Annotated in this window: 21 protein-coding genes; 20 read left to right on the forward strand and 1 reads right to left on the reverse strand. The window is 60.5% G+C overall.

Annotated elements, in window-relative coordinates:
- Positions 1-166 precede the first annotated feature (166 nt).
- The 11 genes from ACFSNN_RS26235 (at position 167) to ACFSNN_RS26285 (ending at position 13,657) form a co-directional block, all read left to right on the forward strand.
- On the forward strand, positions 167-1,051 hold the full coding sequence (locus ACFSNN_RS26235; protein WP_134457496.1) for a branched-chain amino acid ABC transporter permease: 885 nt from the start codon (positions 167-169) through the stop codon (positions 1,049-1,051).
- A complete protein-coding gene (locus ACFSNN_RS26240) occupies positions 1,051-2,022 on the forward strand; it encodes a branched-chain amino acid ABC transporter permease (protein WP_166799298.1) in 972 nt (323 codons plus the stop codon). The genes ACFSNN_RS26235 and ACFSNN_RS26240 overlap by 1 nt, the downstream gene beginning before the upstream one ends.
- A gap of 517 nt (positions 2,023-2,539) precedes the next feature.
- Entirely contained in the window at positions 2,540-3,706 is a 1,167-nt protein-coding gene (locus ACFSNN_RS26245) for an ABC transporter substrate-binding protein (RefSeq protein ID WP_134457498.1), read from the forward strand.
- Positions 3,707-4,076: 370 nt separating this feature from the next.
- The gene (locus ACFSNN_RS26250) at positions 4,077-5,237 is read left to right on the forward strand and encodes an ABC transporter substrate-binding protein (protein WP_134457499.1); all 1,161 of its coding nucleotides are present in this window, start codon (positions 4,077-4,079) and stop codon (positions 5,235-5,237) included.
- Positions 5,238-5,442: 205 nt separating this feature from the next.
- On the forward strand, positions 5,443-6,498 hold the full coding sequence (locus ACFSNN_RS26255) for a branched-chain amino acid ABC transporter permease (RefSeq protein ID WP_012434813.1): 1,056 nt from the start codon (positions 5,443-5,445) through the stop codon (positions 6,496-6,498).
- 4 nt (positions 6,499-6,502) lie between these two features.
- Positions 6,503-8,287: a branched-chain amino acid ABC transporter ATP-binding protein/permease gene (locus ACFSNN_RS26260; protein ID WP_134457500.1), complete on the forward strand. Its 1,785-nt coding sequence runs from the start codon at positions 6,503-6,505 to the stop codon at positions 8,285-8,287.
- Positions 8,288-8,298: 11 nt separating this feature from the next.
- Entirely contained in the window at positions 8,299-9,051 is a 753-nt protein-coding gene (locus ACFSNN_RS26265; RefSeq protein ID WP_208949493.1) for an ABC transporter ATP-binding protein, read from the forward strand.
- 174 nt (positions 9,052-9,225) lie between these two features.
- Complete coding sequence (mnmG, locus tag ACFSNN_RS26270; RefSeq protein WP_134457502.1) at positions 9,226-11,184, forward strand: tRNA uridine-5-carboxymethylaminomethyl(34) synthesis enzyme MnmG; 1,959 nt, start codon at positions 9,226-9,228, stop codon at positions 11,182-11,184.
- The gene (rsmG, locus tag ACFSNN_RS26275; RefSeq protein WP_134457503.1) at positions 11,181-11,864 is read left to right on the forward strand and encodes a 16S rRNA (guanine(527)-N(7))-methyltransferase RsmG; all 684 of its coding nucleotides are present in this window, start codon (positions 11,181-11,183) and stop codon (positions 11,862-11,864) included. Before mnmG ends, rsmG begins: the two co-directional genes overlap by 4 nt.
- A gap of 95 nt (positions 11,865-11,959) precedes the next feature.
- Positions 11,960-12,751 carry a ParA family protein gene (locus tag ACFSNN_RS26280; RefSeq protein WP_012434808.1) on the forward strand — a complete coding sequence of 264 codons (792 nt, stop codon included), beginning with the start codon at positions 11,960-11,962 and terminating at the stop codon, positions 12,749-12,751.
- Positions 12,752-12,769: 18 nt separating this feature from the next.
- A complete protein-coding gene (locus ACFSNN_RS26285; protein WP_134457504.1) occupies positions 12,770-13,657 on the forward strand; it encodes a ParB/RepB/Spo0J family partition protein in 888 nt (295 codons plus the stop codon).
- Positions 13,658-13,779: 122 nt separating this feature from the next.
- On the opposite strand, the gene ACFSNN_RS26290 is transcribed toward ACFSNN_RS26285, so the two are convergent.
- Complete coding sequence (locus ACFSNN_RS26290; RefSeq protein ID WP_134457505.1) at positions 13,780-14,142, reverse strand: hypothetical protein; 363 nt, start codon at positions 14,140-14,142, stop codon at positions 13,780-13,782.
- A 376-nt stretch (positions 14,143-14,518) separates the two neighbouring features.
- Between ACFSNN_RS26290 and ACFSNN_RS26295 the strand changes: the two genes are divergently transcribed.
- The 9 genes from ACFSNN_RS26295 to ACFSNN_RS26335 all read left to right on the forward strand — a co-directional run bounded on the left by ACFSNN_RS26295 (position 14,519) and on the right by ACFSNN_RS26335 (position 22,350).
- Positions 14,519-15,064: an ATP synthase subunit I gene (locus ACFSNN_RS26295; RefSeq protein ID WP_134457506.1), complete on the forward strand. Its 546-nt coding sequence runs from the start codon at positions 14,519-14,521 to the stop codon at positions 15,062-15,064.
- Positions 15,065-15,227: 163 nt separating this feature from the next.
- Entirely contained in the window at positions 15,228-16,079 is an 852-nt protein-coding gene (atpB, locus tag ACFSNN_RS26300) for a F0F1 ATP synthase subunit A (protein WP_106284871.1), read from the forward strand.
- Positions 16,080-16,173: 94 nt separating this feature from the next.
- Positions 16,174-16,443, forward strand: coding sequence for a F0F1 ATP synthase subunit C (gene atpE / locus ACFSNN_RS26305; protein WP_007180033.1), 270 nt, complete (start codon positions 16,174-16,176; stop codon positions 16,441-16,443).
- Positions 16,444-16,581: 138 nt separating this feature from the next.
- Complete coding sequence (locus ACFSNN_RS26310; protein WP_006050845.1) at positions 16,582-17,052, forward strand: F0F1 ATP synthase subunit B; 471 nt, start codon at positions 16,582-16,584, stop codon at positions 17,050-17,052.
- Positions 17,053-17,054: 2 nt separating this feature from the next.
- On the forward strand, positions 17,055-17,594 hold the full coding sequence (locus ACFSNN_RS26315; RefSeq protein ID WP_006050846.1) for a F0F1 ATP synthase subunit delta: 540 nt from the start codon (positions 17,055-17,057) through the stop codon (positions 17,592-17,594).
- Between the two features lie 58 nt (positions 17,595-17,652).
- Entirely contained in the window at positions 17,653-19,194 is a 1,542-nt protein-coding gene (gene atpA / locus ACFSNN_RS26320) for a F0F1 ATP synthase subunit alpha (RefSeq protein ID WP_134457507.1), read from the forward strand.
- Between the two features lie 139 nt (positions 19,195-19,333).
- Positions 19,334-20,218, forward strand: coding sequence for a F0F1 ATP synthase subunit gamma (gene atpG / locus ACFSNN_RS26325; RefSeq protein ID WP_012434802.1), 885 nt, complete (start codon positions 19,334-19,336; stop codon positions 20,216-20,218).
- A gap of 102 nt (positions 20,219-20,320) precedes the next feature.
- Positions 20,321-21,715: a F0F1 ATP synthase subunit beta gene (atpD, locus tag ACFSNN_RS26330; RefSeq protein WP_106303157.1), complete on the forward strand. Its 1,395-nt coding sequence runs from the start codon at positions 20,321-20,323 to the stop codon at positions 21,713-21,715.
- A 209-nt stretch (positions 21,716-21,924) separates the two neighbouring features.
- The gene (locus ACFSNN_RS26335) at positions 21,925-22,350 is read left to right on the forward strand and encodes a F0F1 ATP synthase subunit epsilon (RefSeq protein ID WP_012434800.1); all 426 of its coding nucleotides are present in this window, start codon (positions 21,925-21,927) and stop codon (positions 22,348-22,350) included.
- Positions 22,351-22,443 lie beyond the last annotated feature (93 nt).

Raw genomic sequence — 22,443 nt, forward strand, 5'->3', positions numbered from 1 at the left:
CTGTCTGCCTGCTTGTCTTGACGGGCGATGCGTGATGCCATGATGGTACACAGGCTGACGGCGAAGCGTTTCATATGCCGCGCGCGATCGGCGTCGTTTGCCGCTGATCGCGCGCCGGCCGGATCGTGCGTGACCGATCTCACCTTCGCGATGGGTTAAGGCTTCAATGGAAATCTTTGGCGTTCCGCTACCGGCGATGCTGAGCCAGCTGTTGCTGGGGCTCGTGAACGGCTCGTTCTATGCAATTCTGAGCCTCGGGCTGGCGGTGATCTTCGGCTTGCTCAACGTGATCAATTTTGCGCACGGCGCGTTGTTCATGCTGGGCGCCATGCTCGCGTGGATGGGCTTTTCGTATTTCGGCCTGCCGTACTGGGTGATGCTGTTGCTGGCGCCGCTGGTCGTCGGATTGTTCGGCATCGCGATCGAACGCTCGATGCTGCGCTGGCTCTACAAGCTCGATCATCTGTATGGGCTCCTGCTGACCTTTGGGCTCACGCTCGTGGTGGAGGGCGTGTTCCGCTCCATCTACGGATCGTCGGGCCAGCCGTACGACGTGCCGTCGGCGCTTTCCGGCGCAACCAATCTCGGCTTCATGTTCCTGCCGAACTATCGCGCGTGGGTCGTGGTGGCCTCGTTGGCGGTGTGCTTCGCGACCTGGTTCGTGATCGAGAAGACGCGTCTTGGCGCCTATCTGCGCGCCGGTACGGAAAACCCGAAACTGGTCGAAGCGTTCGGCATCAACGTGCCGCTGATGATCACACTCACCTATGGCTTCGGCGTAGCGCTGGCGGCGTTTGCAGGCGTGCTCGCCGCACCGGTGATTCAGGTCTCGCCGCTGATGGGCCAGCCGATGATCATCACCGTGTTCGCGGTGGTCGTGATCGGTGGCATGGGTTCGATCATGGGCTCGATTCTCACCGGTTTGCTGCTCGGCGTGATCGAAGGGCTGACGCGCGTGTTTTACCCGGAAGCGTCCGCGACCGTCGTCTTCGTGATCATGGCGCTGGTGTTGCTGGTGCGCCCGGCGGGTCTCTTCGGCAAGGAAAAATGATGCAGAGAAAAGTGCTCTACGGTCTGCTGCTGATCGTGCTTCTCGCGGTGCCCGTGCTCGGCATCTATCCGCTCTTCGTCATGAAGGTGTTGTGCTTCGCGCTGTTCGCGGCGGCGTTCAATCTGCTGATCGGCTACACCGGTTTGCTGTCGTTCGGCCACGCCATGTTTCTGGCTTCGGCCGGTTATGTGACGGGCTATGCGATCCAATCGCTCGGCTTCTCGCCGGAACTCGGCGTGCTCGCCGGCACCGCGGCGGCAACCTTGCTTGGGCTGATCGTGGGTATCTTCGCGATTCGCCGCCAGGGCATCTACTTCGCGATGGTCACGCTAGCGCTCGCGCAGATGGTGTACTTCGTGTTCCTGCAGGCGCCGTTCACCCATGGCGAGGACGGTCTGCAAGGCGTGCCGCGCGGCAAACTGTTCGGCGTGCTGGATCTGTCGTCCGACGTGGCGCTGTATTTCGTCGTGCTCGCCGTGATGGTGCTGGCCTTCCTGTTGATCGTGCGGATCGTGCATTCGCCGTTCGGGCAGGTGCTGGTGGCCATCAAGGAGAACGAGCCGCGTGCGGTGTCGCTCGGCTACGATACGGATCGCTTCAAGCTGCTCGCGTTCGTTCTGTCAGCGGGGATCGCCGGTCTCGCGGGTTCGCTCAAGGTGTTGGTGCAAGGCTTCGAGACGTTGAGCGACGCGTATTGGACCATGTCCGGCCTCGTGATCCTGATGACGCTCGTCGGCGGTATGGGTACGTTGTTTGGACCGCTGCTCGGCGCGGCGCTGATCGTCGCGCTCGAGGACCGGCTCGGCGATATCGGCGGGGCGTTGGCGGCGACCACCGGTGTCGAGTGGTTCCGCTCGCTGGGCGAATCGGTGACCATCGTCACCGGCGTGATTTTCATTGCCTGCGTGCTGGCGTTCCGGCGTGGCATCGTCGGCGAAATCATCGCGCGAGTGCGACCGCTGCGAGCTTGACGTTCAGTGAAACGGGCAATTGCTTCGGCATCCGATATAATTCGGACGTCTCGATGCGGCAGGTTGAAGAGAGTGGCAATCGAGTCGAAATGCATACACGGTATGGCTCCCGCAACCGTGCCCCAATTCAGTGCCGCAGTGCACCACTAGGGTAATTGCTAGTTGTAGTACGCGGAGTGCTCGTTTAATCTTCATGCAGTTCTGATGCACCACGAATTTTGCAGGTGGAGAGCGAGGAGACAATGAGGCACTCAGTGCCCAGACGAAAGCGCTGTTGGATTGATATCCAACAGCGCTTTTTATTTGTATTTCTGGTTAATCGCCATTCAAATTCCCGCTAATTCGGTGACCCTTTTTCATTCACCGAACATGTCTCTATTTCACATCTCCGAATCCTGCAAAACGCTTGCCGCGCGTGGCTTTCGTCCGCTAAACTCGCTATTCACCGACCGCTTGGTCGGGATTTAAATCCACAGATTTAAATTCGAATGAATAACGGGGTTGATAGGGGAGCGGGATGAAGTCGGCATTGCGTTGGATCAGCGCGGCATTGGTCGCCACCGGAGTGAGCGCAACATGGAGCGGCCATGCATTCGCGGACGTAAAAATCGGCGTGACCTTGTCGGCAACGGGCCCGGCCGCGTCGCTCGGTATTCCGGAAAAGAACACGATTGCGCTGCTGCCTAAAGAGGTGGCGGGCCAGAAAATCGACTACATCGTGCTCGACGACGCCACGGATTCCACCCAGGCCGTCAAGAACACGCGCAAGCTCACGAGCGAAGATCACGTGGATGCGCTGATCGGCTCGACCGTCGTGCCGAATTCGCTGGCCATGATCGACGTCGCCGCTGAGACCACCACGCCCATGATCTCCATGGCAGCGGCGGCGAGCATCGTCGAACCGATGGATGCGAAGCGCGCGTGGGTCTTCAAGACGCCGCAGAACGACATTCTCATGGCCACCGCGATCGCGCAGCACATGTCGAACCACGGTGTGAAGACAGTGGCCTTTATCGGTTTCTCCGACGCATACGGCGAGAGCTGGTTCAGGGAATTCGGCAAAGCCGCGGATCTCGCGAAGATCAAGGTTGTCGCGAACGAACGCTTCGCACGCAACGACGCATCGGTGACCGGGCAGGTGCTGAAGATCATGTCGCAGAATCCGGACGCGGTCCTGATCGCCGGCGCAGGCACACCGGCCGCGCTGCCGCAGAAAACGCTCAAGGAGCGCGGCTACAAGGGCAAGTACTATCAAACGCACGGCGTCGCCAACAACGACTTCCTGCGCGTGTGCGGCAAGGATTGCGAAGGCACCTATCTGCCGGCGGGTCCGTTGCTCGTCGCAGAACAACTGCCCGATTCGAACCCCGTGAAGAAGAGTGCGCTCGCCTATAAGCGCGCGTACGAAACCGCATATGGCGCCGGCTCGGTGTCCACCTTCGGCGGCCACGCATGGGACGCGGGCCTGCTGCTGCAACGCGCGATTCCGCAGGCGTTGAAGAAGGGGCAACCGGGCACGCCTGCCTTCCGCGAAGCATTGCGGACCGCGCTGGAAAGCACCAAAGACATGCCCGCGTCGCACGGCATCTTCAACATGAGCGCGAACGACCATGCCGGTCTGGACCAGCGGGCGCGCGTGATGGTGGAGATTGTCGGCGGCAAGTGGAAGTTGTCCGGCGACTGAGCGAAGGCAAAGCGATATGGACCTTCAATAGACAGAAGACGCGTGCAGTTGACGCGTCTTTTTTATTGTCCGCATCGCGTGAAAAAGTGTGGCTCCGTGGCTTCAGGACAAACCCGCATTTGGGTTGCCGTCTATTGACCTGCAATCATGCAGAACGCAATACTACTAACATGTTAGTGTTTTGTTCACAGGATATCGCAGCAGTTTGCAGTCGTGGTATGCAGCAGTGAAGTAGCACCAAAGCGGCGACGGTATTCGCGCCTGGCAGGGAAAACCATGCTTGGCACGCCAGAACCCGATAACTAGATTCAGACACCCGGCCCACGAGTCGGATTTCAGATACGCGCTTCAAAGCGTTTGGAGACTTGCAATGAGAAAGACAAAGCAGTGGGTTCGCACCGGCATTGCCATGGCATTGATGTGCAGTGCGGGCGCGGCGTTCGCTCAGGTGAAGATCGGCGTGACGCTTTCTACTACGGGGCCGGCCGCATCGCTCGGGATTCCTGAAAAGAATACGATTGCGCTGCTGCCGAAAGAGATCGGCGGCAAGACCGTGCAGTACATCATTCTCGACGACGGATCCGATACCGGCAAGGCCGTGCAAAACACGCGCAAGCTGATCGACGAAGACCACGTCGACGCGATCATCGGCTCGACCGTCACGCCGAATGCGCTCGCCATGCTCGATCCGGCTGCAGAAGGCAAGACGCCGGTGATCTCGCTGGCGGCATCGGCGGCGATCATTTCGCCGATGGACGCGAAGCGCGCATGGGCCTTCAAACCGCCGCAGAACGACAGTCTGATGGCCGATGCCATCGCCGATTACATGGAGCATCACGGCGTGAAGACGGTGGGCTTCATCGGCTTCGCGGATGCCTACGGCGACGGCTGGAACAACGTCTTCACCGCGGCGGCCGCGGCACACAATCTGAAGATCGTCTCGAACGAGCGCTTTAACCGCACGGACGCATCGGTGACGGGCCAGGTGCTGAAGACGATGGGCGCGAATCCCGACGCGGTGCTGATCGCGGGCGCGGGCACGCCGTCGGCGCTGCCGGCCAAGACGCTGAAGGAGCGCGGCTACAAGGGCAAGGTCTATCAGACGCACGGTGTCGCCAACAACGACTTCCTGCGCGTGTGCGGCAAGGATTGCGAAGGCGAATTCCTGCCGGCCGGCCCGATCCTCGTGGCGGATCAACTGCCTGACTCGAACCCGGTGAAGAAGTCGTCGCTGGCCTATAAGGCGGCTTACGAGAAAGCATATGGCGCGGGCTCGGTCGCGACCTTCGGCGGTCACGCATGGGACGCCGGCCAGATGCTGCAAGCAGCGATTCCGGTCGCGCTGAAGACCGCTCAGCCGGGCACGGAACAGTTCCGCGTGGCACTGCGCGGCGCGCTTGAGAACATCAAGGAACTGCCGGTTTCGCACGGCATCATGAACACCACGACGACCAACCACAACGGCCTCGACAAGCGCGCACGCGTGATCGTGCAGATCGTCGACGGCAAGTGGAAGCTGCAGAACGACTAACGACAAAAGCGGTATGCGCCTCTCGCGCAACGTGCGGCATGTGACGCCGCATTGCCATTCTGTTCGATGACAATGGCATCGACCGCCGCGCCGTGTTCCGGCGCGGCCGTCGCCTTTTCAGGCATAGCGGGTCGGTGGACGGCCGCGAGTTCTGCCGCCACGACGGTTTCCCAGTTTCGATTTCGACGCTTCAGGACGAGGAAGTATGGATCTATCAATTGCGGCGATCCTCGCGCAGGACGGCATCACCACCGGCGCGATCTACGCGCTGCTCGCGCTCGCGCTGGTGCTGGTGTTCTCCGTGACGCGGGTGATCTTCATCCCGCAGGGGGAGTTTGTTTCGTACGGCGCATTGACGCTCGCCGCACTGCAAACTCAGAAGTTTCCGGCCACCTGCTGGTTGCTGATGGCGATGGGCGCGGCCTGCTTCGTCGTTGAGATAGCGGGGCTGGTGCGGCATCCGGAACGGCGCCGGCATGCGGCGCGCACGCTGGTCATGCTGGTCGGCAAATATCTGCTGTTTCCGATCGCGGTCTACGCGCTCACGCAAGGCGTTTTCATGCATACGCTGCCGATGATCGCGCAGATAGCGTTGACGCTGCTGATCGTGATTCCGATGGGGCCGTACGTGTACCGGCTCGCGTATGAGCCGATCGCGGAAGCGACCACGCTGCTGCTGTTGATCGTGGCGGTGGCGGTGCACTTCGCGATGGTCGGCCTGGGTCTCGTGATGTTCGGCGCGGAGGGTTCGCGCACCACGGCGTTTTCCGACGCGACCTTCAACATCGGCACGCTGACGATTTCCGGGCAAAGCCTGTGGGTGGTCGGTACGGCAGTGGTGTTGATCGGCGCGCTGTATCTTTACTTCGATCGCTCGATCTCGGGTAAGGCGTTGCGTGCGACGTCGGTGAACCGGCTCGGCGCGCGGCTCGTCGGCATCGGCACGACGCAAGCGGGGCGCCTCGCGTTCACGCTGGCGGCGGGCCTCGGCGCGCTCTGCGGCATCCTCGTCGCACCCTTGACCACCATTTACTACGACTCGGGCTTCCTGATCGGTTTGAAGGGCTTCGTGGGGGCGATTATCGGCGGACTCGTCAGCTATCCGCTGGCGGCCGCGGGCTCGATCCTGGTTGGCCTGCTGGAGTCGTATTCGTCGTTCTGGGCGAGCGCTTATAAGGAAGTGATCGTGTTCACGCTGATCATCCCCGTGTTGCTCTGGCGGAGTCTTGCCAGCCCGCACGCCGAAGAGGAAGAGGAGTGACGCGATGAAACGGATCATGCAAAACAAGTTCTTCTGGTTGTTCCTCGTGGTGCTGTTTGCGCTGCCGGTGTTGCCGCAACCGATTCACGTGCCTGAGTACTGGGTGACGCTGCTCAACTACATCGGTCTGTATTCGATCGTCGCGATCGGTCTCGTGCTGCTGACCGGCATCGGCGGGATGACGAGCTTCGGCCAGGCCGCGTTCGTTGGTATCGGCGCCTATGCAACCGCGTATCTGACAACGCGTTACGGCGTTTCGCCGTGGCTCGCGCTGATCGCCGGCGTGATCGTGACGGCATTGATCGCGCTGATGCTCGGACTGGTGACAATGCGTCTGTCGGGACATTTTCTGCCGCTCGGCACGATCGCTTGGGGTCTCGCGCTGTTCTACCTGTTCGGCAATCTTGAAATGCTCGGCAAGTACGACGGCATCAACGGGATTCCAGTGCTGAATGTGTTCGGCATCGACCTCGAATCCGGCCGCCATATCTATTACCTGATCTGGCTGGTCGTGCTTGGCGCAGTGATTTCAGTTCAGAACCTGCTTAATAGTCGTCCTGGGCGGGCGATCCGCGCGTTACGCGGCGGCGGCATGATGGCCGAGGCGATGGGCGTGAACACCGGGTGGATGCGCGTGGTGATCTTCGTGTACGCGGCGGTGCTGGCCGCGGTCTCGGGCTTCCTCTACGCTCACTTGCAGCGCGCGGTGAACCCGACGCCTTTCGGTCTGAATCACGGCATCGAGTTTCTGTTCATGGCGGTCGTGGGCGGCGTTTCGCACGTTTGGGGCGCGGTACTCGGCGCGGCGATCCTGACGGTGCTGCAGGACTATCTGCAAACCTTGCTGCCCAAGCTACTCGGCGAGAACGGCAACTTCGAAGTGATCGTGTTCGGCATTCTGATGGTGCTGTTGCTGCAGTACGCGCGCCAAGGCGTTTGGCCGTTCGTTGCGCGTTTCTTCCCCAAAGGACCGCGCGCACATCTGGCGGATCATGCCGAGCCGTTGCCGCAGCGCAGCAAGCCGGCAGCCGGCGAAGACCTACTGACGGTAAACAAGGCGCGCAAGCAGTTCGGCGGACTGGTTGCGGTGAACGATGTCAGCTTCGAAGTGAAAGCAGGGCAGATCATCGGCCTGATCGGGCCGAATGGCGCCGGCAAGTCGACCACCTTCAATCTGGTGACCGGCGTGTTGCAGGCGACCAGCGGTGAGATCACGTTCCGCGGCGAGCGCATCGATTCGCTGAATTCACGTGAAATCGTCAAACGGGGAATCGGCCGCACTTTCCAGCACGTCAAGCTGCTGCCGGGGATGACAGTACTCGAGAACGTCGCGATCGGCGCGCACTTGCGCGGACAGGCGGGCGTGTGGCGCAGCGTCGTGCGCCTGAACAGCGCGGAAGAAGCGCGCCTGATGGCTGAGGCGGCTCGCCAGATTCGCCGCGTCGGCCTCGAGCACCACATGTACGACGAAGCCGGCAGCCTCGCGTTGGGACAGCAGCGGATTCTCGAAATCGCTCGCGCGTTGTGCTGTGACCCCACGCTGCTGCTGCTGGATGAACCGGCCGCCGGTCTGCGCTATCAGGAAAAGCTGCAACTGGCCGACCTGCTGCGGCGCCTGAAGGCGGAAGGTATGAGCGTGCTGCTGGTGGAGCACGATATGGATTTCGTGATGAATCTCACCGATCGGCTGGTGGTCATGGAGTTCGGGACGCGTATCGCCGAAGGTTTGCCGCAAGAGGTGCAACAAGATCCGGCGGTGCTGGAAGCCTATCTCGGCGGGGTGGAGTGATGGAGAACACGATGAATGCTGTTAGCCCGATTCTCGACGTTGACGGTTTGTCGGTCCGCTATGGCAAGGTGGAAGCGCTGCACGGTGCGGCGATCAAGGTGCGGCCCGGCCAGATCGTCTCGGTAATCGGCCCGAACGGTGCGGGCAAGTCCACGCTGCTGAACGCGATCATGGGCGCATTGCCGACCACGGGCCACGCGAAGGGCGCCGTCCTGTATCAAGGTGAAGACGTCAGCGCCGTGCCGGTCGAAAAGCGCGTCGCGCGCGGCATGTGCTTGGTGCCGGAGAAGCGCGAACTGTTTGCGTCGATGACGGTGGAAGACAATCTTGTCCTCGGCGCCTATCGACGCAAGCGGGCGGGGGAGCGCAACTTCCTCGACCAGCTCGAACCGGTCTTTACGCTGTTCCCGCGACTGAAGGAACGGCGCAAGCAGGCTGCCGGAACCTTGTCCGGGGGCGAACGGCAGATGCTCGCAGTGGGCCGGGCGCTCATGGGCAAGCCGGATTTGCTGATGCTGGACGAACCGAGTCTCGGTCTTGCGCCGTTGATCGTGAAGGAGATCTTCCACATTATTAGCGCTCTGCGACAGACCGGCGTTGCTACATTGCTGATCGAGCAGAACGCGCGCGCCGCGCTGCAAATTTCAGACTACGGCTACGTGCTGGAAACGGGTGAGCTGGCGCTGGAAGGCCCGGCGGCCGACTTGGCGCAAAATCCGCGCGTGATCGAAACCTATCTGGGACTGGCGAAGAAAGTGGCTTAGCACTTGGACTTGCTGCTGTTTCCCGCTCTTCAAAGCGGTGTGTTTCACGTGAAACACACCGCTTTTTTATGGGTTGGCCATTCGGCCTAAATTCGGGCCTAAACCGAACCCGTTATAATTCGCCCATACTTTTCTTTTGAAGGCTCACGCGACGATCTGGCGTGAGATCTCGCGATGCTCTTTCCCACAGAATTTGACGTAATCGTCGTTGGCGGCGGTCATGCCGGCACCGAAGCGGCTTTAGCCTCGGCTCGCATGGGTAACACGACGCTCCTGTTGACCCACAACATCGAAACCCTTGGCCAGATGAGCTGCAATCCGTCTATTGGCGGCATTGGCAAAGGCCATCTGGTGAAGGAAGTCGACGCGCTCGGCGGTGCAATGGCGGCCGCAACGGACGAGGGTGGCATCCAGTTCCGTATTCTGAATTCGTCGAAGGGTCCGGCCGTTCGTGCGACGCGCGCTCAGGCTGACCGTCTGCTGTACAAGCAGGCGATCCGGCATCGGCTGGAGAATCAGCCGAATCTTTGGCTATTCCAGCAAGCAGTCGACGATCTCATGGTGGAAGGCGACCGCGTCGTCGGCGCTGTGACACAAGTGGGAATCCGTTTTCGCGCGCGCGCGGTTGTTTTGACGGCCGGGACGTTCCTTGACGGCAAGATTCACGTGGGTTTGAACAACTACACCGGCGGCCGCGCAGGCGATCCAGCTGCAGTGTCGCTGTCCGCGCGTCTTAAGGAATTGAAGCTGCCACAAGGTCGCCTCAAGACGGGGACGCCGCCGCGGATCGACGGTCGCACGATCGATTTTTCGCAGCTTGAGGAGCAGCCGGGCGATCTCGATCCGGTGCCGGTCTTCTCGTTTCTTGGGCGCGTTGAGCAGCATCCGCGGCAAGTGCCGTGCTGGGTGACGCATACGAACGAGCGCACGCATGACATCATCCGCGGCGGTCTCGACCGTTCGCCGATGTACACCGGCGTGATCGAAGGAGTGGGGCCGCGCTATTGCCCGTCGATCGAGGACAAGATTCACCGGTTCGCATCGAAGGAGTCACATCAGATCTTCCTCGAACCGGAGGGGCTGACGACGAATGAATTCTATCCGAACGGGATTTCCACTAGCCTGCCATTTGATGTGCAGCTGGAACTCGTGCGTTCGATGCGTGGCCTGGAGCATGCACACATTCTGCGGCCCGGCTATGCCATCGAGTATGACTACTTCGACCCGCGCGGGCTGAAGGCGTCGCTGGAAACCAAGGTGATCAACGGACTGTTCTTCGCCGGTCAGATCAACGGTACAACTGGCTATGAGGAGGCGGCGGCGCAGGGTCTGCTCGCGGGCATCAATGCCGGTCTGTTTGTTCAGGGTAAGGAAGCGTGGTGCCCGCGGCGCGATCAGGCTTATCTCGGTGTGCTCGTCGACGATCTGGTGACGCGCGGCGTTTCGGAGCCGTATCGCATGTTCACAAGCCGCGCGGAATACCGCTTGAGCTTGCGTGAAGACAATGCGGATATGCGCCTCACGGAGATTGGTCGTGAGTTGGGCGTTGTTGACGACATCCGCTGGGACGCGTTTAGCCGCAAGCGCGATGCTGTTTCACGTGAAACAGAGCGTCTGCGCACGACGTGGGTCAATCCTAAGACATTACCGGCTGACGACGCGACGGCATTGCTCGGCAAGCCGATCGACCACGAGTACAGCCTGGCGGATCTCCTGCGTCGCCCGGGTGTGTCCTACGACGGGGTTTGCGGGTTGCGCGCCGGCGCCTGTGCCGCGCCGGAGGCCTTGGCCGAAGACGACGTGCTGCTGGCCCAGATCAAGGAACAGATCGAGATCGGCATCAAATATCAGGGCTATATCGACCGGCAGGCTGGCGAAATTGAGCGGAACGAGGCGCACGAAAGCACGCGTCTGCCTGAAGGACTGGACTATTCGGAAGTGCGGGGGCTGTCATTCGAAGCACGTCAGAAACTGACGCAATTCCGCCCCGAAACTATTGGCCAGGCATCGCGTATTTCGGGCATTACGCCTGCGGCGATCTCCTTGCTGATGGTCCATCTGAAGCGCGGTTTGGGCCGTCGCCCGACAAAACCCGCCGAGCCCGGCACTGACAGCACGCCGGTGACGCAATGACGGTGAGCCAGACGGGAAGCGGTGGGGACGCGTTGGCGCCGCTGCTGGCGGATGGTGTACGCGAGCTCGGCCTCAATTTGAGCAACGCGCAGCTGGACAAACTACTCGACTATGTCGCGTTGCTGTCGAAGTGGAATGCCGTCTACAACCTCACGGCGATCCGCGACCCGCGCCAGATGCTGATTCAGCACATCCTGGATTCGCTTTCGATCGTGCCGCACCTCGCGCCGCTAGGACCGTCCTCAGTACTCGATGTCGGCTCGGGCGGTGGCCTGCCGGGCATCGTGCTGGCGATTGTCCTGCCGGAATGGACCGTCACCGTGAACGACATCGTTCATAAAAAGACGGCATTCCAAGTGCAGGCCAAGGCCGAACTCGGCCTCGCGAATCTCTCCGTGGTGACCGGCCGGGTCGAGACTTTGCAGCCCGGCGCCGAAGTACCGACAAAGTTCGACGTAATTGTCTCGCGCGCATTCGCAGAGCTCGCGGATTTCGTTACACTGGCCCGTCATCTGGTTGCGGAGCAGGGTTCGATCTGGGCCATGAAAGGCGTACGGCCGGAAGGCGAGATCGAGCGCCTGCCGGTGGGCGCCCACGTGGAACGGATTATTCGGCTGAACGTGCCGTCGCTCGATGCGGAGCGACATCTGATCAAAGTTTTGGTGGATGCCGGCAGCTAGCGGCGCTAGCCGCTGGCGCGTGCCAGCCCCACAGCCGCATCCGGCATCATCCGCGATTTTTACTTCATCCAAGCTGCAAAAGGGACACACCAACGATGGCAAAAATCTTCTGCGTTGCGAACCAGAAGGGCGGCGTCGGCAAAACGACGACCACAGTCAATCTGGCCGCGAGCTTGGCAGCGCAGGGACAGCGAGTCCTTCTCATCGACCTGGACCCGCAGGGCAACGCCACGATGGGCAGCGGCATCGATAAGGCTGCATGCGCAAATACCGTCTACGAAGTGCTGGTGGACGGCGTCGCGGTGGCCGATGCGCGGGTGCGGCCGGAGGCTGTCGATTACGACGTGTTGCCCGCGAACCGCGAACTCGCCGGCGCCGAAGTTGAACTAGTCAGTGTGCAGAACCGCGAGCGCCAATTGAAGATTGCGCTCGCGGCGGTCGAAAACGAATATGAATTCGTGCTGATCGACTGCCCGCCGGCCTTGTCGCTGCTAACGCTCAACGGCCTGTGCGCCGCGCACGGCGTCGTGATCCCGATGCAGTGCGAGTACTTCGCACTGGAAGGCTTGTCCGATCTGGTCAACACCATCAAACAGGTGCACGCGAACCTCAACCGCGACCTGAAGGTGATCGGTCTGTTGCGCGTGATGTTCGATCCGCGCATCACGTTGCAACAGCAAGTTTCGGATCAGCTGAAAGAGCATTTCGGCGACAAGGTGTTCGACGTGGTAATCCCGCGCAACGTGCGTCTCGCCGAGGCGCCCAGCTATGGTTTGCCAGGCGTGGTGTTCGACAGGGCATCGCGCGGTGCGCAGGCGTATGTGCAGTTCGGCGCGGAAATGATTGAGCGGGTGCGCGCATTGAATGACGCGCCCCAGGCATCCTAAGCGGATCGAGGAAGCACGATGAACGCAGTAGCGAGAAAGAAGGGATTGGGCCGCGGCCTGGAAGCATTGCTGGGCGGTACGGCAGACATTACCGAGGCAGTCACGATCGAAGGGGCGCCGAACGTGCTGCCGCTTAGCAAGATGCAAGCGGGCAAATATCAGCCACGTACGCGCATGGACGAGGGCGCATTGCAAGAACTGGCGGCCAGCATCCGCGCGCAAGGCGTGATGCAGCCGATTCTTGTGCGCCCCATCTCGGCGGACAGTTACGAAATCATCGCCGGCGAGCGGCGGTTCCGCGCGGCGCGTCTCGCCGGCCTCGACGAAGTGCCGGTGCTGGTGAAGAACGTGCCGGACCAGGCTGCCGCCGCAATGGCGCTGATCGAGAACATTCAGCGTGAGGATCTGAATCCGCTGGAAGAGGCGCAGGGCATCCAGCGCTTGCTCGACGAGTTCAATTTCACTCATGAGCAGGCGGCGGAGTCGGTCGGCCGCTCGCGTAGCGCGGTATCGAATCTGCTGCGTCTGCTCAACCTGGCGTCGCCCGTACAGACAATGTTGTTGGCCGGCGATCTCGACATGGGGCACGCTCGCGCGCTGCTTGCCGTCGATGCCGCGACGCAAATCACGTTGGCCAATCAGGTGGTCAACAAGCGCATGTCGGTGCGCGAAACCGAAAAGCTCGTGACGGCGACTACAAAAGCCGCGCCAGCGGTGAAGGCGCGTGCGAATGGCGATGGTGGCCGCGATACTCGGCGGCTCGAAGAAGAACTGTCGGACTTGCTGGCGGCGACGGTCAAGATCAAGCTCGGCCGACGCGGGCGCGGCCAGGTGCTGGTGGACTTCGGTGATCTGGACGCACTGGAAGGCATTCTGGTCCGGTTACGTGGCAACGCCACGGCTTGATTGATGAATTGGCTGGGAAGGGCATCTGACAGCTTGCGATAAGGCCGACTGCCAATCGCAGGCTGTTGGATTCGCCGTGGATGTTTTGACGCGGCTGGTCTGCAAAAAGCGCATAGCATTGATCATTGATCGGACTTTGCGGCGGACCATTGGCCCATATCGGCATTCGACGGATTCCTAAATAAAAGCGACGCACGATAATCAGGATTACTAATATATTGAGTCGTCTCACGGCATTTGCTGGCCATCAGGATTACGGCCGTCTGCACCAGCAACTGCCATGCGGCCATCGCGATCGGACGCATTTGAGCCTGACTGATGGCGGGAGCCGCGAAGCGGTTACACCGCAAACTCGACAAGGATAACTCCTCACGGAGGAGAGCGTGTCCGACGCCAAGGCTGAGAGTTGGTCGCCATGTCGCCAGCGCATTCATGTAGCGCAGGCGAGCGGATACTTCCCGAAGGCTTTCCTTGTGGATCGTCACACGCCGCGCCGGTCCACGAATTAGCGCGCACCTACCCGGCAGCGCCCGCCGTGTCCACTTGCTTAGGCAGAAATCGGCGTTTGTTGCGTTTTCGAGACGTCTGCTACGGCGTTTAAACGACCCATCGGCGAGGGCAAATTCTCACGTTTCGCACCGCGTGTTTTGGCACCGCCCGACAGCCTTACATTTGACGTCTTTCGCCCGGTGAAACAGCCGTTCCCGCATGGTGAGGAGCCTTTTCACGCTGGTTATTGAACGGCCTAAAGTCTTGAATTGCCTGCAACTATCGCTTACAATCGCCCGGATTTAATTGCACGGGAACCCCGTAAGCGCAGCGTAAGCTCGCGGGCTGGAACAAGACTTTCGGAACACTGCGATGGCGGTCAAAACGTCGAATCAAGCGCCGAAGAATGGGCACGACGAACACCGCGCTGAACGCAAAGCTTCCGTTGCGTCCACCGGTCAGCAAGCGACACCTGACGAAGCGTGGGATGTCGAGCAGCAAGATAACAATATCGTTCCGCTCACGCGGACTGAAGCTGAAAAGCTATTTGGTCCTAACGTGAGCCGTCCATCGCGCGTCACGCCTTTCAAGGTCGTGGCAGCGCAAATGGTTTTGTCCCTGGGTGCTACGCTGGTGTGGTGGCTGTTCTACAAGCCGCCGGGCGCTGCTGCGCTGTCCGCGTTCCTGGGAGGAGCGATCTGCTGGGTGCCGAGCGCGTTGTTCGCGGCACGACTGAGAACGCTGAGCGGCGCCGAAACAGCAATGAGCTGGATGATCGGCGAAGCGCTCAAGATGGGGACAACGATCGCGATGTTTGTAGCCATCGCCTTCTGGTATCACGACGTACGCTGGGTTCCGCTGCTCGTGACTTACCTCATCGCGCTCAAGACGTACTGGATCGCCTTAGCCTGGCGCTAAGGTAGCAGCAACGAAAGTAGCAGCAAAAAATTCAGGCTGGCGCGCAGCGCCGGCATCAGGAGTGCGGATATGACATGGTCCGCACCCGGCGTGTTCCCGCAATACAGAATTGCTGCGGGACCGGCCTAAGACGATTTTCGACAATTTGGGTGGCATTAACGATATGGCAGCTAGCGAAGGCACGCGCGCTCTGGATCCGTCCGAGTACATCGCGCACCACTTGCAGAACTTTTCCACAGCGCACCAGACGTCGATTTTCGACATTCACGTCTGGAATCTGGACACCCTTTTCTGGTCGATCGTTTGCGGTCTGGCCACGATCCTGATTCTGCATCTCGCTGCCCGCAAGGCAACGTCCGGCGTGCCGGGCCGTTTCCAATGCGCGATCGAAATGCTGGTTGAAATGGTTGAGGATCAATCGAAGTCGATGATCCACGGCACGCGCACTTTCATCGCACCGCTGGCCCTGACCGTGTTCGTCTGGGTCGCGCTCATGAACTCGCTCGACTTCATCCCCGTCGATCTGCCGGGTCGCGTGATCGGCTGGCTGGGTCTGTCGGAAGTCATCCCCCATCACCGCATCGTGCCGACCGCCGACCTGAACGGCACGCTCGGCATCGCACTCGGCGTGTTCGCGCTGATGATTTACTACAACTTCAAGATCAAGGGCGCAGGCGGCTTTGTGCACGAACTGCTGTCCGCTCCGTTCGGCGCGCATCCGCTCCTGTGGATCCCGAACCTTGCATTGAACATCATCGAGTTCGTCGCAAAGACGGTCTCGCTCGGCATGCGGCTGTTCGGCAACATGTACGCGGGCGAACTGTTGTTCCTGCTGATTGCCCTGCTCGGCAGCATGTGGGGTTTCGGCGCGGACGCGTCAGTGCTCGGCTTCATCGGCCACGTTATCGCTGGCACGGTTTGGGCGATCTTCCACATCCTGATCGTTCTGCTGCAAGCATTCATTTTCATGATGCTGACGCTGGTGTACATCGGACAGGCACACGACAGCCACTAATCACGGCGTGTCGCACGACGAATTGTTTTTAGTTTTGTTTCATTTAAATCCCAGTTCCAACCAGTTCTAAAAGACTTTTCACAAAGGAGTGATCATGCAAGCTTTCATCGCCAACATCCAGGGTCTGACCGCCATCGGTATCGGCATCATCATCGGCCTGGGTGCAATCGGCGCCTGTATCGGTATCGGCCTGATGGGCGGCAAGTACATCGAAGCATGTGCACGTCAGCCTGAACTGATGAACCCGCTGCAAACCAAGATGTTCCTGCTGGCTGGTCTGATCGATGCGGCGTTCCTGATTGGCGTTGGTGTGGCAATGCTGTTTGCGTTCGCGAACCCGCTGCTGTCGAAGCTGGCAGGCTGAGGTTCCTCGGAAGTTTGCGCCTGAGCTATAACTGGTAAAGGCGCAGGGCGGAACGGGCACTCGGGCGCTGATCGAATACAGAATCGATGAGCGCCTTGCCGTTTCACTTTCCGAACTAGCAACGTTTAAGGAAACACCGTGAATCTCAACGCAACCCTGTTTGCGCAAATGGTCGTGTTCCTGATCCTCGCGTGGTTCACGATGAAGTTCGTGTGGCCGCCGTTGATCAACGCCCTCGACGAGCGCTCGAAGAAGATTGCTGACGGTCTGTCCGCTGCTGAAAAGGGCAAGGCAGAACTCGAAGCCGCTCACAAGCGCGTCGACCAGGAACTCGCTCAGGCACGCAACGACGGTCAGCAACGTATTGCTGACGCAGAAAAGCGCGCTGTGGCAGTCGCTGACGAAATCAAGGCTCAAGCACAGGCTGAAGCCGCTCGCATCATCGCGCAAGCGAAGGCCGACGCGGAGCAGCAAGTCGTGAAAGCGCGCGAAACGCTGCGCGGCGAAGTCGCCGCACTCGCTGTGAAGGGCGCTGAACAGATCCTGAAGCGCGAAGTCGACCAGGCAGCGCATGCTGACCTGCTGAATCAACTGAAAGCCGAGCTCTGATCATGGCCGAACTTGCAACCATCGCCCGTCCGTACGCAGAAGCGCTGTTTGGCGTGGCCGAAGCTGGTGACATCGCCGCCTGGTCCACGCTCGTGCAGGAGCTGGCACAGGTTGCGCGTCTGCCCGAAGTGCTGTCGATCGCCTCGAGCCCGAAAGTAAGCCGCGCCCAGGTTAGCGAACTGCTGCTGGCCGCGGTCAAGTCGCCGCTCAAGGACAACGCGCAAGCGAAGAATCTGGTGCAAATGCTGGTGGACAACCATCGTCTGCAATTGCTGCCGGAAATCGCTGTGCAGTTCGAAGAGTTGAAGAACGCCCGCGAAGGGGCGGCCGATGTGCTGATCGTCAGCGCATTCCCGCTCGAAGGCGCGCAGTTGAACGACCTCGTCGCAAGTCTCGAACGCAAGTTCAAACGCAAGCTGAAGCCGACGGTCGAGATCGACTCGTCGTTGATCGGCGGCGTACGCGTGACAGTCGGCGACGAAGTGCTCGATACCTCGGTCCGCGCGCGGCTTGCCAGCATGCAAACGGCTCTGACGGCCTGAAGCGCCTCAAGCGCCGAAGCGGCTGGCACGCAACAGAATTGACTATCAGGAGCGAATAATGCAACTCAATCCCTCTGAGATCAGCGAGCTGATCAAGAGCCGGATCCAGGGCCTTGAAGCGAGCGCAGACGTTCGCAACCAGGGCACAGTGATCTCCGTGACCGACGGTATCGTGCGTATCCACGGCCTGTCGGAAGTGATGCAGGGCGAAATGCTCGAATTCCCGGGCAACACCTTCGGTCTCGCACTGAACCTCGAGCGCGACTCGGTCGGCGCCGTGATTCTGGGTGAGTACGAACACATTTCGGAAGGCGACATTGTCAAGACGACGGGCCGCATTCTGGAAGTGCCGGTGGGTCCGGAGCTGCTCGGCCGCGTGGTCGACGCCCTCGGCAACCCGATCGACGGCAAGGGCCCGATCAACGCGAAGAAGACCGACGCAATCGAAAAGATCGCTCCGGGCGTGATCTGGCGTAAGTCGGTTTCGGAACCGGTCCAAACCGGTCTGAAGTCGATCGACGCGATGGTCCCGGTTGGCCGTGGCCAGCGCGAGCTGATCATCGGCGACCGCCAGTGCGGCAAGACCGCAGTCGCAGTCGACGCGATCATCAACCAGAAGGGCAAGAACCTCTTCTGTATCTACGTTGCGATCGGCCAGAAGGCTTCGTCGATCATGAACGTGGTGCGCAAGCTGGAAGAAACCGGCGCGCTGGAATACACGATCGTCGTGGCCGCTTCGGCTTCGGAATCGGCTGCCATGCAATATCTGGCGCCGTACGCCGGCTGCACGATGGGCGAATACTTCCGCGACCGCGGTCAAGACGCGCTGATCGTTTATGACGATTTGACCAAGCAAGCTTGGGCGTACCGTCAGATCTCGCTGCTGCTGCGCCGTCCGCCGGGCCGTGAAGCGTACCCGGGCGACGTGTTCTATCTGCACTCGCGTCTGTTGGAACGCGCGGCTCGCGTGTCGGAAGACTACGTCGAGAAGTTCACCAACGGTGAGGTGAAGGGCAAGAGCGGTTCATTGACGGCACTGCCGGTCATTGAAACGCAAGCAGGCGACGTGACCGCATTCGTTCCGACGAACGTGATCTCGATTACCGACGGTCAGATCTTCCTGGAAACCGACCTTTTCAACGCAGGTATCCGCCCGGCAATTAACGCTGGCGTGTCGGTGTCGCGCGTCGGTGGTGCGGCTCAGACGAAGGTCGTGAAGAAGCTGTCGGGCGGTATCCGTACCGACCTCGCGCAGTACCGTGAACTGGCTGCGTTCGCGCAGTTCGCCTCGGACCTCGACGAAGCAACCCGCAAGCAACTGGAACGCGGTCGCCGCGTGACGGAACTGCTCAAGCAGCCGCAATATCAGCCGCTGCAAGTGTGGGAACTGGCTGTCGCGCTGTTCGCAGCGAACAACGGCTACCTCGACGATCTGGAAGTTGCGCAAGTGCTGCCGTTCGAAAAGGGCCTGCGCGATTACCTGAAGTCGAAGCACGCAGATCTGATCAAGCGCGTCGAAGACACGAAGGAACTCTCGAAGGACGACGAAGCCCTGCTGCACACGGCTCTCAAAGACTTCAAGAAGTCCGGCGCTTACTGATCCGCGAGTGACCCGCAAGGCATAAGCGAACCTTGAAGCGGCGCGGGCCGCAGTCACACAACCCGCGCTGCTTTGGCAGCTATGCATGGGATCCGGGTAAGAGCGGAAGCGCTTAGCCGGATCGACATAGGAGCAAGCAATGGCTGGAATGAAGGAAATTCGCGGCAAGATCAAGAGCGTGCAAAACACGCGCAAGATCACGAAAGCGATGGAGATGGTGGCCGCATCGAAGATGCGCCGCGCTCAGGAGCGCATGCGCGCTGCTCGCCCGTATGCCGACAAGGTCCGCGATATCGCCGCGCACATGAGCCGTGCGAACCCGGAGTATCGTCACCCGTTCATGGTGTCGAACGAAGGCGCGAAGGCGGCCGGCATCATCCTCGTTACGACCGATAAGGGTCTGTGCGGCGGCATGAACACCAACGTGCTGCGTGCGTCGCTGCAGAAGTTCAAGGAACTGGAAGGCCAGGGCAAGACGATCGAAGCAACCGCGATCGGCACCAAGGGTCTGGGTTTCCTGAATCGTCTGCGCGCCAAGGTGGTGTCGAATGTCGTGCATCTGGGCGATACGCCGCATCTGGAAAAGCTGATCGGCGCGGTGAAGGTGCAGCTCGACCTGTACTCGGAAGGCAAGGTTTCGGCGGTGTACCTGGCGTACACGCGCTTCGTCAATACGATGAAGCAGGAGCCGGTGATCGAGCAACTGCTGCCGCTGTCGGCAGACCAGTTCGAGCGCAAGGAAGAAGACGGCGCGACGCCGAGCACGCAGTGGGACTACATCTACGAGCCGGATGCGCAGGCAGTGGTGGACGAACTGCTGGTGCGTTATGTCGAAGCGCTGGTTTATCAGGCCGTCGCGGAAAACATGGCATCGGAACAGTCGGCACGAATGGTCGCAATGAAGGCCGCTTCGGACAACGCGAAGACGGTCATCAACGAACTGCAGCTCGTGTACAACAAGAGCCGTCAGGCCGCGATCACGAAAGAACTGTCGGAAATCGTCGGTGGCGCGGCGGCAGTCTGACCTTGACGGTCAGGCACGCCGCTTCGTGTGCGCCTTCGCGGCGCACCCCACCGAAACTGCGCCTTTGCGCGAGTGAAGAATTGAGTATCTAAAGGAAAAGCGATGAGTACTACTGCTTTGGTAGAAGGCAAGATCGTACAGTGCATCGGCGCGGTGATCGACGTGGAATTTCCGCGCGACCAGATGCCGAAGATTTACGACGCGCTCATTCTCGACGGTTCGGAATTGACCCTCGAAGTCCAGCAACAGCTGGGCGACGGCGTCGTCCGTACCATCTGTCTGGGTGCATCGGACGGTCTGCGCCGTGGTACGACGGTGAAGAACACCGGCAACCCGATCAGCGTGCCGGTCGGCAAGCCGACTCTGGGTCGGATCATGGACGTGCTGGGTCGCCCGATCGACGAAGCCGGCCCGATCAACTCGGACGTGGTTCGCGGTATTCACCAGAAGGCGCCGGCGTTCGACGAACTGTCGCCGTCGACGGAACTGCTCGAAACCGGCATCAAGGTTATCGACTTGATCTGCCCGTTCGCCAAGGGCGGTAAGGTCGGCCTGTTCGGCGGCGCCGGCGTGGGCAAGACCGTGAACATGATGGAACTGATCAACAACATCGCTAAGGAACACGGTGGTTACTCCGTGTTCGCCGGTGTTGGCGAGCGTACCCGTGAAGGGAACGACTTCTATCACGAAATGAAGGACTCGAACGTTCTGGACAAGGTCGCGCTGGTGTACGGCCAGATGAACGAGCCGCCGGGCAACCGTCTGCGCGTCGCGCTGACCGGCCTGACGATGGCTGAGCACTTCCGTGACGAAGGTCTCGATGTGCTGTTCTTCGTCGACAACATCTACCGTTTCACGCTGGCAGGCACGGAAGTGTCGGCACTGCTCGGCCGTATGCCGTCGGCAGTGGGCTATCAGCCGACGCTGGCTGAAGAAATGGGCAAGCTGCAAGAGCGTATTACGTCGACCAAGACCGGTTCGATCACGTCGGTTCAGGCCGTGTACGTACCTGCGGATGACTTGACCGACCCGTCGCCGGCTACGACTTTCGGCCACTTGGACGCAACGGTCGTGTTGTCGCGTGACATCGCTTCGCTGGGTATCTACCCCGCAGTCGACCCGCTCGATTCGACCTCGCGTCAGATCGACCCGAACGTGATTGGCGAAGAGCACTACTCGATCACGCGCGGCGTGCAGCAAACGCTGCAGCGCTACAAGGAACTGCGCGACATTATCGCGATTCTGGGCATGGACGAACTGGCGCCGGAAGACAAGCTCGCCGTGGCGCGCGCTCGTAAGATCCAGCGTTTCCTGTCGCAGCCGTTCCACGTCGCTGAAGTGTTCACGGGCTCGCCGGGCAAGTACGTGCCGCTGAAGGAAACGATCCGTGGCTTCAAGATGATCGTCGACGGCGAGTGCGACCACCTGCCGGAACAAGCGTTCTACATGGTCGGCACGATCGACGAAGCCTTCGAAAAGGCCAAGAAGATCCAGTAAAGGTCGGGAGTAGCGAAGCGGGCGCCGGCGTCCGCGTGGCACAGATACCATCACGGTATCGAATCCCGAAGCCGGTGCCTCTTAATACGCTCAACCCAGCCTTGCATGGGACGAGAGTCAGCGTTAAAGCGTTAGCTCTCGTCGAGCTTTGCAGGGGACCCGAGTAAGCGCCAAAGCGCCAACTCTGGTCGCCACAGGAGTCGACACTTATGGCAACAATCAAGGTAGACGTCGTCAGCGCGGAAGAGCAGATCTTCTCGGGCCAGGCGAAGTTCGTCGCGCTGCCGGGCGAAGCAGGTGAACTCGGCATTCTGCCGGGCCACACGCCGCTCATCACGCGGATTCGTCCGGGTGCGGTGCGCATCGAAGCTGAAAACGGTGAAGAAGAGTTTGTCTTCGTCGCCGGCGGCATCCTCGAAATCCAGCCGGGCGCTGTGACGGTCCTCGCCGACACGGCTATTCGCGGCAAGGATCTCGATGAAGCCAAGGCTGAAGATGCACGCAAGCGTGCGGAAGAAGCGCTGCAGAACACGGGTTCGAACCTCGAATACGCGACCGCGCAAGCGGAACTGGCGTACGCGACGGCTCAGCTCGCTGCGATTCAGCGTCTGCGCAAGCTGCGCGGTCAGAACTAGGCAAAACGTATCAGAGAGAAAGCAGCCTTCACGGCTGCTTTTTTTTGATCTCTGCTTGACGTTTACGGAAAGGTCAGCAAAATCGTGTTTTGA

The sequence above is a fragment of the Paraburkholderia dipogonis genome (assembly GCF_042680985.1).
Lineage (GTDB): Bacteria > Pseudomonadota > Gammaproteobacteria > Burkholderiales > Burkholderiaceae > Paraburkholderia > Paraburkholderia phytofirmans.

Excerpts from the sequence above, each read along its gene's own strand:
- ACFSNN_RS26235 (WP_134457496.1), top strand. The coding sequence starts at position 167 with ATGGAAATCTTTGGCGTTCCGCTACCGGCGATGCTGAGCCAGCTGTTG.
- ACFSNN_RS26240 (WP_166799298.1), top strand. The coding sequence starts at position 1,051 with ATGCAGAGAAAAGTGCTCTACGGTCTGCTGCTGATCGTGCTTCTCGCG.
- ACFSNN_RS26245 (WP_134457498.1), top strand. The coding sequence starts at position 2,540 with ATGAAGTCGGCATTGCGTTGGATCAGCGCGGCATTGGTCGCCACCGGA.
- ACFSNN_RS26250 (WP_134457499.1), top strand. The coding sequence starts at position 4,077 with ATGAGAAAGACAAAGCAGTGGGTTCGCACCGGCATTGCCATGGCATTG.
- ACFSNN_RS26255 (WP_012434813.1), top strand. The coding sequence starts at position 5,443 with ATGGATCTATCAATTGCGGCGATCCTCGCGCAGGACGGCATCACCACC.
- ACFSNN_RS26260 (WP_134457500.1), top strand. The coding sequence starts at position 6,503 with ATGAAACGGATCATGCAAAACAAGTTCTTCTGGTTGTTCCTCGTGGTG.
- ACFSNN_RS26265 (WP_208949493.1), top strand. The coding sequence starts at position 8,299 with ATGAATGCTGTTAGCCCGATTCTCGACGTTGACGGTTTGTCGGTCCGC.
- mnmG (WP_134457502.1), top strand. The coding sequence starts at position 9,226 with ATGCTCTTTCCCACAGAATTTGACGTAATCGTCGTTGGCGGCGGTCAT.
- rsmG (WP_134457503.1), top strand. The coding sequence starts at position 11,181 with ATGACGGTGAGCCAGACGGGAAGCGGTGGGGACGCGTTGGCGCCGCTG.
- ACFSNN_RS26280 (WP_012434808.1), top strand. The coding sequence starts at position 11,960 with ATGGCAAAAATCTTCTGCGTTGCGAACCAGAAGGGCGGCGTCGGCAAA.
- ACFSNN_RS26285 (WP_134457504.1), top strand. The coding sequence starts at position 12,770 with ATGAACGCAGTAGCGAGAAAGAAGGGATTGGGCCGCGGCCTGGAAGCA.
- ACFSNN_RS26295 (WP_134457506.1), top strand. The coding sequence starts at position 14,519 with ATGGCGGTCAAAACGTCGAATCAAGCGCCGAAGAATGGGCACGACGAA.
- atpB (WP_106284871.1), top strand. The coding sequence starts at position 15,228 with ATGGCAGCTAGCGAAGGCACGCGCGCTCTGGATCCGTCCGAGTACATC.
- atpE (WP_007180033.1), top strand. The coding sequence starts at position 16,174 with ATGCAAGCTTTCATCGCCAACATCCAGGGTCTGACCGCCATCGGTATC.
- ACFSNN_RS26315 (WP_006050846.1), top strand. The coding sequence starts at position 17,055 with ATGGCCGAACTTGCAACCATCGCCCGTCCGTACGCAGAAGCGCTGTTT.
- atpA (WP_134457507.1), top strand. The coding sequence starts at position 17,653 with ATGCAACTCAATCCCTCTGAGATCAGCGAGCTGATCAAGAGCCGGATC.
- atpG (WP_012434802.1), top strand. The coding sequence starts at position 19,334 with ATGGCTGGAATGAAGGAAATTCGCGGCAAGATCAAGAGCGTGCAAAAC.
- atpD (WP_106303157.1), top strand. The coding sequence starts at position 20,321 with ATGAGTACTACTGCTTTGGTAGAAGGCAAGATCGTACAGTGCATCGGC.
- ACFSNN_RS26335 (WP_012434800.1), top strand. The coding sequence starts at position 21,925 with ATGGCAACAATCAAGGTAGACGTCGTCAGCGCGGAAGAGCAGATCTTC.